This window comes from Streptomyces sp. NPDC006733, from assembly GCF_040636125.1.
Taxonomy (GTDB): Bacteria; Actinomycetota; Actinomycetes; order Streptomycetales; family Streptomycetaceae; genus Actinacidiphila.
The window spans coordinates 18,946-29,188 of the sequence record NZ_JBEYJD010000070.1; the positions used below are offsets into that span (position 1 = coordinate 18,946).

Annotated in this window: 9 protein-coding genes; 2 read left to right on the top strand and 7 right to left on the bottom strand. The window is 69.9% G+C overall.

Going from position 1 to position 10,243, the window contains the following annotated elements:
* Window positions 1-15 precede the first annotated feature (15 nt).
* The 4 genes from ABZ721_RS37595 to ABZ721_RS37610 form a co-directional block, all read right to left on the bottom strand.
* Window positions 16-378 carry a plasmid stabilization protein gene (locus tag ABZ721_RS37595; protein WP_358793308.1) on the bottom strand — a complete coding sequence of 121 codons (363 nt, stop codon included), beginning with the start codon at window positions 376-378 and terminating at the stop codon, window positions 16-18.
* A gap of 213 nt (window positions 379-591) precedes the next feature.
* Window positions 592-1,155 carry an XRE family transcriptional regulator gene (locus ABZ721_RS37600; RefSeq protein WP_358793309.1) on the bottom strand — a complete coding sequence of 188 codons (564 nt, stop codon included), beginning with the start codon at window positions 1,153-1,155 and terminating at the stop codon, window positions 592-594.
* Window positions 1,156-1,161: 6 nt separating this feature from the next.
* Window positions 1,162-3,369, bottom strand: a complete 2,208-nt coding sequence (locus ABZ721_RS37605) for a helix-turn-helix domain-containing protein (protein ID WP_358793310.1) — start codon at window positions 3,367-3,369, stop codon at window positions 1,162-1,164.
* Between the two features lie 376 nt (window positions 3,370-3,745).
* Window positions 3,746-4,912: an IS630 family transposase gene (locus tag ABZ721_RS37610; protein WP_358793311.1), complete on the bottom strand. Its 1,167-nt coding sequence runs from the start codon at window positions 4,910-4,912 to the stop codon at window positions 3,746-3,748.
* Window positions 4,913-5,177: 265 nt separating this feature from the next.
* Here ABZ721_RS37610 and ABZ721_RS37615 point away from each other — a divergent pair, with 265 nt between their 5' ends.
* Together ABZ721_RS37615 and ABZ721_RS37620 are read left to right on the top strand one after the other, a co-directional pair.
* Entirely contained in the window at window positions 5,178-6,056 is an 879-nt protein-coding gene (locus ABZ721_RS37615) for an acyl-CoA thioester hydrolase/BAAT C-terminal domain-containing protein (protein ID WP_358793312.1), read from the top strand.
* 413 nt (window positions 6,057-6,469) lie between these two features.
* Complete coding sequence (locus ABZ721_RS37620) at window positions 6,470-6,844, top strand: hypothetical protein (RefSeq protein WP_358793313.1); 375 nt, start codon at window positions 6,470-6,472, stop codon at window positions 6,842-6,844.
* Between the two features lie 248 nt (window positions 6,845-7,092).
* On the opposite strand, the gene ABZ721_RS37625 is transcribed toward ABZ721_RS37620, so the two are convergent.
* The 3 genes from ABZ721_RS37625 to ABZ721_RS37635 form a co-directional block, all read right to left on the bottom strand.
* Window positions 7,093-8,631, bottom strand: coding sequence for a copper resistance protein CopC (locus ABZ721_RS37625; RefSeq protein ID WP_358793314.1), 1,539 nt, complete (start codon window positions 8,629-8,631; stop codon window positions 7,093-7,095).
* Window positions 8,622-9,104 (bottom strand): hypothetical protein, encoded by a 483-nt coding sequence (locus ABZ721_RS37630; protein ID WP_358793315.1) that lies wholly within the window; start codon window positions 9,102-9,104, stop codon window positions 8,622-8,624. The genes ABZ721_RS37625 and ABZ721_RS37630 overlap by 10 nt, the downstream gene beginning before the upstream one ends.
* A gap of 174 nt (window positions 9,105-9,278) precedes the next feature.
* The gene (locus tag ABZ721_RS37635; RefSeq protein ID WP_358793316.1) at window positions 9,279-9,992 is read right to left on the bottom strand and encodes a hypothetical protein; all 714 of its coding nucleotides are present in this window, start codon (window positions 9,990-9,992) and stop codon (window positions 9,279-9,281) included.
* Between the last annotated feature and the right edge of the window lie 251 nt (window positions 9,993-10,243).

Here is a 10,243-nt window from a genome sequence, read left to right on the forward strand (position 1 = left end):
CCGCGCGCAACCCCTTCAGTCCGGGCCGTTCCCGGCCCAGACTCGCGGACGGAGCGAGTGGCCGAGAGCCTTGGCCAGCTGCGCCTTGTTCATCGTGGAGCGGCCCTGGATGTCGCGCTGCCGGGCTTCGTTGTAGAGCTGGTCGCGGGTGGGGCCGCCGGAGCCGGAATGCGAACGCTGTCCGCCGCGCTGGGAGGAGGACATGTCCTGGGTAGAGGAGCGGCTGGCGGTGCGCGATTCACCAGCGCGGGCGCGCTCCTTGTTGACCGTGCGGGCTGCGATCTCCTCGGCCCGCTTGGTTGACTTACCCTGTTTCTTTTGACTGCTCTCCATGTGCTCGTACTGTCGTTCCCGTTTGGCGTTGGATCCCCGGGGCACCTTGATGACCTCGTCTGTGGGTCGTATACCGACGGACGTACTTCGCCTGCCCGGGCATCTTCGACACGAACCGAGTCTCCTGGCATCCAGATACCCCCATACGGTTGCATCCGAGTGCCCACCTCGCGTTCTGGTCGATGGGGCTCATGGGGAGGTGGCAAGTGGCCACCAAAAACGCTCACGGGGCCCGCCAGAACGTTCGAAGCGTGGTTCCTACAGCCCGAACTCCAGGTGTACGACGTCGTTGATCTGGACTTCGCGCAGGGAGCCAGCGCGGGTGCCGCCGTCTTGGAAGTAGACCTCCTTCAGCGCGTCGGCGGTCAGCTCGCGCAGCTGGTCCTCGGTGGCGCCGCGCTGCTGGGCGTCGAACAGGCGGGCTGCGTAGCGGGGGGGCAGGGCGACGGTGAGGTGGCGGATGCGATCCTGGTCGGTCGTGCTGTCCGGGGCGCCGGCGTAGCCGAGGCGGGCGTGGACGTCGATGACCAGGCCGCCGGTGGTGGCCGCTTTCTGGCGGGCCTTGGCCCGTACCTGCGGCTGCCAGCGCGCTTTGACCTCGCGCTCCAGGCGTACGGCGAGGTTTTTGCGGGGCGCTTTGAACTTGTCCTTGACGTACCGCTCGACGGTGCGCTGCGAGACGCGCAGCATCTGGGCGACGGCCTTGGTGCCGCCGAGCTGCTTGACGAGGTAGCGCATCTGGGCGCCGGCGGACTTGGGTGCCGGGCGCGTGAAGGCCGTGTGGACCGCCTGGTTGAGGCCATCGCCGAACTCTGTGGTCATCGCGGTCTACTCCCCGGTGTCCTTCTCGGTGACGATGCCGTCCTTGATGTACCGGGCGAGGTTCAGCTCCGGGGCCTGGTGGGTCTCGCGCAGCGCCTCGCCCCACACGGTAGTTTGGGTGCCTTCCCATTTGACCAGGCCGGGGTTGACGCCGAGCTTGAAGCCGCCCGGCAGGGGCTTGCCGTCCGGGTAGGGCAGGAAGTCCAGCGGGCTGGTGCCGTTCGCGGCGTAGACGACGCAGTCGGAGTTGATCGCGATCGGGTACTGGCCGGTGGCCGCGGCGTGCTTGACGACCTTGCGGTGCAGGTTGATGCGGGTGCGGGAGATGACCGCCGCCCGGATGTCGGGTCGCCAGGTCGGCCTCTGCAGTGCCCGCCACGGCTCGCCCGACCGCCAGCCCTCGCCCCGCGGGCGCTCGCGCAGCTTGCCGAGGCCGCCCTTGACAGTAGCCTTGATCGCGGTCAGCACGATGCCCAGGTCCGGGTCGCGGCGCTGGTAGCCGTCCATCGCCGCCAGGAAGTCCGTCGGCGACAGATCCGCGTCGACGCCCAGGTCGGCCATAGTGGCCAGATACGCGTCGCGCAGCCGGTTGTACCAGCCGTCCAGATACCGCCCGTGGTCGTTCCGGACGTAGGCCTCGGTGGGGGTGACGTTGTACCCGAGCTCCACCGCGTACGCCACCGTCGGGGTCGCATACCAGGCCGGCCCCTCGGGCCGGTCGCCCTTGGGGGTGAACGGGCTCGGCAGCAGGTCGGCGTCCAGCTCCGCCCACTGCTTGCCGACCTTCACCCGCGACAGGTCGACATGGGACAGGTCCACCCGCCAGGAGCCGGGCAGCTTCGGATCGAACACCGGGTCCACCACATGCGTCGGCGTGCCCAGGCCGACGCTCAGCCCGTTGGCGCCGGCGGCGAACGCCATGTTCACGTCCAGGCCCACCAGGTAGCGCTGGACGCATTCGGCATCGGTCATCGGCCGCGCCCAGTCCAGGGCTTCTTCGAACAGCTTCTCCGCCGGGGTGCGGACATGGAAGCGCGGCAGGTCCTTGAGTAGGGGGTGCCCGTCGGGGGCTTCGGGCGGCGCGCAGTCCACCGGGTCCTTGCCCAGCGAGCCGGGGTTCTTGTCGTCGGCCTGCCGCAGCAGTCCGGTCTCCTCGTCGCGCACCGCGTAGGTCGGCGGGTGCAGCGCGGTCATCAACTCCAAGCCGGTCACCGCGGTCGAGCCGCGCGGCGTCATCACCCGGTCCGCGTACACGCCGAGCACCCGGGCCAGCTCCGCCGGCGGCAGCTGGGCTGCGGTGCCCCAGTGGCGGGGATCCAGCGCCCCCCAGGAGGGGATGCACAGCTGCACGCACTGCCGGCCAGCGACCTGCGCCGGCCGGTAGATCCGCGCCCACGGCCCGAAGCCGCGCTTGGTCAACTGCCACTGCGCGCGGGTCAGCTGCTTGGCGACCTTGTGGCTCTCCGGGATACGCCCGGACAGCCGCTCCTCCGCCGTGAGGACGGTGGGCAGGCCGTAGCGTTCGCACGCGGCCTCGGTCAGCACGACCAGCGGATCGGCCGCCTTGCCCGGAGCCGACAGCTTCCGCGCCCCAAGCTGGGCCTCCTTCAACGTCCAGTCCACCAGCGACGGCAGGGACTTGGCGGGCACCTCCAGCACCAGGCCGCCCACGCAGTACGCGAGCACCTGACCGTCGACGTCGACGTCGACGACCGCCAACGGACCGTTGGCGAAGCGCGGGTCGGCATCGGCTGCGGCGGCGGACTTGGCGGTGCCCTTCTTCGCCGCCGGACGCCGTGACGACGACGGCCTGGCGGTCGCCTCCGCACCCGGCACCGCAGGGTCAGGAGCACCGGCAGGGGTGTTGCCTGCGGCGGGCCGCGCCGCAGAGTCAGGCGCCACTGAGGGCGGGCCGGGGAACGCGCCCGGCGCGACCGCATCCGGGACGGGCGCCGGCGCTTCGGCATCGTCAGGCCGGGGGTAGAGCTTGGCCAGCCCGTCGAGCAGTCGGGCGTAGGCGTCCCGCTCCGGCGGCCGCGGCTCGGTCTTGCCCGACTCCCAGCCGCTGACCGTGGCCCGCCGGACCTCCAGCGCCTTGGCTACCTCATCGATCGTCAGACCGTGCGCGACCCGCAGCCGCTTGCGCTCCGCCGGCGGCGGCAGCGCGGCGCGGGACGCCAGCAGGGCGTCGACCGCAGCGTACAACTCGGACATGGAAGTACCTCCCGAGGGTCACCCTAGCCCATGAAACGTACGTAGTGCGTACTTTTACCGTACAAATAGCGTACGTGTTGCAGGGTGGAGAGGAGCCCCGTCGTTGGGTTCGGCCGCCTTCACCACGGCGCCGTCCCCCCATTTCCTGGACAACAGCCGCCGCTGGGCCAACCCATATAACAGCGAGGCCAGCGCTCTCCCGCACGTGAGCAGGAGCCCGCACCCTCAAGAGGCCGCTCAACACTGCCACTCCGCCTACTCACCCACCCGCTCGCGCCACTTGCCCACCTGCCTGCGCGCGCGTATCTGATAAACGGCGGATCTGTTGATCATGGAGACGCTAAGTGGTCGGCGCCGGGAGTCCTTCGGGGGTTGATCATGCGGTGAGGCGGAAGGAGAATTCTTCCGGGTGGTCGGCGGTGTGCCGGTCGAGCCTGGCCAGCAGATCGTCCAGGTCGGAGGTGGTGAACTTCCACTGGAACGGCTGTGCCGTGGCGTTGTAGCGGTCTTCGAAGGCTCGGAGCCAGTCCCCGACCTGGGCGAGGTCGGTGAAGTCGTTGGGCGAGACGACCTTGCGCTGGACGACGGAGAAGTAGATCTCCACCTGGTTCAACCACGACGCGTGGATAGGGGTGTGCACCATCACCGCGTTCGGGAACGCGGTGATCAGCCGGTCGGCGGCTTTCTTGCCTCGGTGGGAGGAGCCACTGTCGACGATCCGGAACACGCGCTTGGCGCTGGCATAGGGCTCCTGGCTCATGACCTGGGTGACCAGGGTCATGAACGGTTCGATCCCGGTCCTGGGCTCGGTGCGGCCGAACACCTTCGCATGGTGGACGTCGTAGGCGGCCAGGTACGCCAGGGCGCCTCCGCGGCCGTAGGTGTGGTTGACGCGCATGGCGCGGGCCTGGCCGGGGGCGAGGGTGGGGTGGCATCGGCAGCGGGCCTGGATGGAGGTCTTCTCGTCCGCGCTGATCACGTACTCGTCCTTACCGAGCCGTTGGCCCTGCCAGGTGCGGGCGTACAGGTCCAGGACGCGCTCGGCCCTGGCTCGGAAGTCGGGGTCGGTGATGAAGATCCATGAGCGGTGCTGCCAGGGCTTGAGTGCGTCCGCGGCGAGCCAACGGCGCACGGTGGAGGCCGACATGAACGTAGCGATGCCCCGGGCCATGGCCTCCCTGGCCAGCTCCGGGCACGACCAGCGCGACAGTGGCACGCCGGTCTCGACGGGTAACTGGCAGGCCAGCGCCTTCACCTGGGCGGCCTGCAGCGCGGTGAACGCGGAAGGGCGACCGGGTCGGTTGCGGTCGGTCAGCCCGGCCAGGCCCTGCTCGGCGAAGCGGCCTCGCCACCTGCGCACCGTGTCCAGATGCAGGCTGGTCTCCCGGGCGATGCGCGCGTTGGAGCGTCCACGCGCCGCGTGGAGAACCACCTGTGCCCGCAGACGCAGCCGGTACTCGGTCTTGTGGCCGTAGGCCATCTTCTTCAGCCGCTCACGCTCCGAGGTGGTCGGGGATATCGGGCGGGCCGGGGCAACGGGCATTCGGTGAGGACCGATCGGGAGAAGTGGATCACGACAGCCCGTAGCTTGCCGCGCCCGGTCCCCGGCCCGCCCGGCACGATGGCGGTCGTGCCCACACCGCCGGAACACACCAGGAACTTCGAGCAGCTCCTTGGCGGGCACGACCGCACCGCCTGGCCGCAGCCGAGTACCTGTAGGTGATGCCCGCAGGCCGTGCCGGCCCACAGGACGGGTCCGTCGGGGTGCCGATAACCTCCCTTCATTCCCTGCCGAGAGAGGAGACACCGTGATCGTCGTCGAACACGAGCTGACGACCCCCTGGGAAGCGGTCTTGATGGAGCCGACCGCCGGCAACGGCACGGGTGCCGTCGTACTGGCCGGGTCGAGCGGCCGGGTGGACCGCCAGCGGGCGAGGCTTCTCGCCGAGCAGGGTTTCCTCGCTCTGGCCATACGCTGGTTCGGCGGACCGGGGCAGCCGGCGGGGATCTGCGAGGTACCGCTGGAAACGTTCGTCGCAGCCGTCGACCTGCTGAAGACTCGTGGGGCGGAGCGCGTCGGCATTCTCGGCGTGTCCAAGGGCGCCGAGGCCGCGCTGCTTACCGCGGTTTACGAGCCGCGCGTCAGCGCGGTGGTGGCCGTCTCTCCGACGTCGCTGGTCTGGTGCAACGTGGGGCCGGGGTTCGACGGGCGGGACCGGCCATGGAGGTCCTCCTGGACCTGGCAGAGGCAGCCGCTGCCCTTCGTCCCGATGGACGGCGATTCCTGGCAGCCCGTGGAGCAAGGCGACGGTCCGGTGGCGATCCGCGGCTGGTACGAACTCAGCGAGCGGACCTACGCCCGGCGTCTGGACGCTGCCGCGATCCCGGTGGAGAAGGCGTCCGCCGACATCCTGCTTGTCGCCGGCGGCGACGACGCGATGTGGCCTTCCCTGCGGTATGCCGAGCAACTGGCCGCGCGCCGCCGAGCAGCCGACGCCCCGGTCCACCTGGTGACCCGCGATGACGCCGGACATCGGCCGCGCTTCCCGGGTGAAGGCCCCGCCGCACCCTCGAAGACCTTTGCATACGGAGGGACAGCCCGCAGCGACGCCCTGCTTGGCGAAGCGGCCTGGGCATCTATCCTCGGTCTGCTCCATCCGGGGCAGACCGAGGCCAACTCCAGGTGATAGGTGCCAACATCGTCGTGGTGTCAGTGCCGGGCGGGCTTGCGCGCGAGGCGTCCGGGCCTACGCGTAGCAGACTCCGACGTCAACCCCCGAAGGACTTCCAGGCTCGACCACTAAGTGAGTGAGATGACGATCAAGTAAGAGCACGAGCCCGCAGCGGAGCCGGGTGGGTCAGCCACGTCGGACGAGCAGATGATTGCGATGCTAGTTGACCGGGCTCGGAGCGAGGGGCCCCGTGCGACACAACGCGTCCCGCCCGAGCGGTTTGCCGGAGTACTGCCCGCGGCGTGCACCCGCGCCATGTCATGATCGGCGACGTGGACTAGTTCGCGTGGCCCGACAGCAACGCCGACCGTGCGGCTCGCGTACGCGCCGCGTGGTCGGCGACCTGCCAGGCACTGCCGGTCGGTTCCGTGATCACCAGTGAGGTCGTCGGCCGGCAGCGCTTCGGGGTCTTCCTGCGCATCGACACCCACCCCGACGCGATCGGCTTGGTGGAGATCACCACCTTGCCCATGGACGCGATCCTGCCGGCGATCGGGGAACGCGTGGTCGGCGAAGTCATCGACCACGCCGATCACCACCAGCAGATCAAGGCCAAGCTCACCCCCAGCGATGAAGTCTCTTGCCGGGCAGAGGTCCGGGCCCCAGCACCCGTCGGCGTTGCCCGTGAGGATCCGCCCGGTCGCGGGGCCGGTGATGCCGAGCAGCACCAGGTCGCTGCAGCCGGCTTCGGTGATGTGGAGGAAGAGGTCGCCCCGACGGTGGCACCCCTTCCCACGCGGTGAATCCGCGCGGAGCGGATGTCGGCGTCTTCGGGTCCATGCTGAACAGGCGGCGCTTCTCCAGGGGGAACAGACCATAAAACGGGGAGGCGCCGACAGAACCCAGGCAGCTGAGGAACGCGCGGTAGGCGTGCGTCGGCGGGTAGGGCGCCAGGAAGCTGGGGCCGAGGGCGAGCGCGTCCCGGGGGCGCGGGCGGGGCGTCCGGGACACGCTCCCGCGGCGCCCGTCGGGTCCGCGGCGTGGTCGTCGGTCAGGAACCCCGGTGGGGTGTTGCGGCAGAAGGTGCCGGTGTGGTGACAGGGGTCTCGTTGTGGGAAGTGTGGGGAGGCAGGGTACCGATGAGGAGGACGGCCGCGATCAGCACGGCGGTGACACCGGCGAGTTCGAGGACCGTGGAACGCCGTAGGTGCGTGGGCGTGGGGGGCTCGCGCCGCCGGCGCGTACAGGCCTGGCGCACGGCGGCGGTCGCCAAGACCAACAGAAACAGTACGGTCTTGGTCAGCAGCAGGGTGCCGTAGTGTGTGCCGGTCAGGGCGCCTACGCTTCCTACTTCACGGTACGCCTGCCAGAAACCGGTGGCGGCCAGCACCGTCACCGCGCACAGGGCGAGCCGCGAGAAACGGGTGGCCACAGCGGCCGGACAGGTGCCCGGGCCGCGGGTCATGAGGACGACAAGGGTCACCATGCCGCCTGCCCAGACCGCCATGGCCGTGATGTGCACCGTGGTGACCGCCAGGGCCAGTGGCACGAGCGGGCCGTCCGGCGCGTGGCTGATCTCGCTCCAGGTGAGGGCGAGCAGAAGGGTCAACACCACGGCCGCGGTTCCGCCCGCGCGCCGGTGCCGCAGGATGGTGTCGCCGACCGCCGCGATCAGCGCGAGGAGCATCATCCGGGCGACGAGGGCGTGCCCCACATGGGTCGACAACGAGGTGGCCAGTAGCGACCGGTCGAAGGTATGGCAGAGGGAACTGCCGTGGGTGGCCGGCCCGTAGACGAGGAGTTGGACCAGTGTCGCGGCCAGCAGAACCGTCCAGCCGGTGACGGCCGGCCATCGCGGGCCGACCGGTGAGGGTGTGACGATTCCGCCGTCCGCCTCATGGTTCGGGTCCACCATCAGGGCCGTCTGCCCGCTCGCGCTCTTGACTCGGCGGGAACCGGTTCCGGGGCGTGGGAGGGTGCCCGTGACGTGATCCAGGTCCGGGTCCCGTTCCGGCAGGCAGTACAACCGGACCGCTGTGAAGCCGGTCATGAGGGCGAGTCCCGCCAAGCCGAGCCAGATCGCCGCGTCGAGGACCGCGTCCGTCAGCCGGTCACGACCGCCGACGCCGGCGACCGCGTCTGAGGCCGTACCGGGGGCGCCCACGGAGAACGTGAACGCTCCGGACGTGGTGTGGCCGTCGTCGGGCGCGGTGGTCCGCCAGCTGACGACATAGGTGCCGTGCTGCGACCCCGGGGCGAGGCGTACGCCTATCCGGTCCCCGTCAAAGCCCGCCGCGGTCGGGGCTCCGCGGTCGAGGTGATGCCCGTTCGGGCCGATCACCGTGATGCGGCTCAGGTGGAGCGCGACCGGCTCCGAGAAGTGGAGGATCACCTGTCGCGGTGCGTCGGCGACGACCGCCCGGTCGGATGGCGAGGAAGCGACAAGTCCCGCGTGGGAGAAGGCCGCGCCGGGCAGGGCGAGGAGCAGGATCAGTGCAAGTGCCGCGCCGCGCGCGAGCGTACGCGTTGCGGTGCGGTGTGTCCCTCTGAGTCGCCCCGCCCACGAGCCGGTCCTCGATGTCAGTGACATGAGCCCGCGACCCGACGCTGCTGGATCACCTGGTGGGAGCCCGGCCGGTATTCCGCCAACGTGCGCGCATCGGGGTAGATTCGCCACTGCCCCGACTGGTAGAACAGGGTGTCGTGGCCGCTGACGTCATCGCGGTGCCAGTCGATCCGGATCCTGGTCGGATCGGTGACCGTGAGACCGTCGATGGTGTAGGGAATGCCGACCGCCGGCCGGCAGGCGGTGTTGACGTGCACGAACTCGTCCTGCGGAACGGTCCTCTGTGCGCTCACGGTCCACAGGTTCCAGGCATGGACCCAGTCGCCGCCGGCCAGCAGTCCGAACTCCTGTCGGGCGACGGCGTACGCCTGCTGCGAGCGGGTGGGCCCGGTGGGTCCGGTGTGCGTACCGCCGTCTCCGGAGCCGCTGCCGTGCGAAGGGCCCGACCTGAGGGCTGCGATGGTGATGAGCGTCAGGCCGGCACCTCCGAGGAGCATCCATCGCTTCTCTACGCGGTGCACGATCCCCTCCCAGGACGGTCCTTGCGGTCGGAGGCTGTTGGACGGCGGACGGTCGGCCAGGAGTGGGCAGCCGACCACCCGCTCCTGCGGTGAAGGGCGCAACCCCCGGCCAGGCGTCCGGAGAGGCTGTCGGGGGTTCCGCTGTCGCGGTCAGTTGGTCAGTCGGTGGGTGCCGTAGTGCCCGATGAGCGACGTGTTGGCCCTCAGGTCGAGATCGGCTGTGAACCTCAACGAGTCGCGTATCTGGTCGGTCGTGATCGCGGAGGAGGAAGCGCCGCCGAACGTGTAGGTGAAGGACTGACCGGGAGCGACCTGCCGCTGGTTGAGCGGCACGTCGTGGAAGCCGAGTCTGGCGATGTAGAAGGAGGTTCCGTCGCCGCGCGGCACCTCCAGATAGTCCTGTTGCGGATGACCGTACTGCTGGGTCGCGGTGTAGCTGTGGTCGTCCGAACTGGCCGGCGCGCGGAAGATGAGGACCGCGCAGTCGGTCGAGAGGACGTGGGAGGTGGTGTTGGTGAAGACGAAGCTCCAGTTCCCGTACCACTGGTCGCCGGTGAACGCCACGTACTCGGACAGGCCGACGTTGCTGGTGAACCGTGTGGTCAACGGCTCGCTGAGGATGGGGTTAGCGCCGCTGATCGGGTGATCGACACCATTCGCGCAGCGCTCCAGCGGGGAGGAGTATTGGGACGGCTGACCAGTTGCCACCGCCTGAGTGAAGTCAGCGGGTCCCGCGCTCACCGCGGTGGTCGTGCCGGGAACGGCCGAGGCGGGACTTCCGCCCGCGAAAGCCGCCAGGCCGGCAAGGAGGGCGACGGTACCGGCGCCGGCGGCTAAGCCGCGCTTCGTGGACTTCCCGCGCATAGTGGGTCCTTCCTTTCGATCGCGAACGAGCGGGCGTGCACCTCGCAGTGAGAGCCGCAGAGCGGTGGTGGTGGCGGTGGCGGGGTGGCCGGCATCGGCTGCCGGCACCGCGTCAGGGCCGACGGCGGATGGCTGCCGTGGAGCCGACGAAAGCCCCTAGTGCTGAATTCCTTATATGCAGTAGACATATCGTCTGCGGAGGTGTCGGGTGGGTGGTGTGGGACGGCCCCAGATCCAGGGTCCGGCGCGGG

What these genes read in the sequence shown, in the direction of transcription:
- ABZ721_RS37625 (WP_358793314.1), bottom strand. Translation starts at nt 8,631, where the DNA reads ATGTCACTGACATCGAGGACCGGCTCGTGGGCGGGGCGACTCAGAGGG.
- ABZ721_RS37605 (WP_358793310.1), bottom strand. Translation starts at nt 3,369, where the DNA reads ATGTCCGAGTTGTACGCTGCGGTCGACGCCCTGCTGGCGTCCCGCGCC.
- ABZ721_RS37635 (WP_358793316.1), bottom strand. Translation starts at nt 9,992, where the DNA reads ATGCGCGGGAAGTCCACGAAGCGCGGCTTAGCCGCCGGCGCCGGTACC.
- ABZ721_RS37630 (WP_358793315.1), bottom strand. Translation starts at nt 9,104, where the DNA reads ATGCTCCTCGGAGGTGCCGGCCTGACGCTCATCACCATCGCAGCCCTC.
- ABZ721_RS37600 (WP_358793309.1), bottom strand. Translation starts at nt 1,155, where the DNA reads ATGACCACAGAGTTCGGCGATGGCCTCAACCAGGCGGTCCACACGGCC.
- ABZ721_RS37610 (WP_358793311.1), bottom strand. Translation starts at nt 4,912, where the DNA reads ATGCCCGTTGCCCCGGCCCGCCCGATATCCCCGACCACCTCGGAGCGT.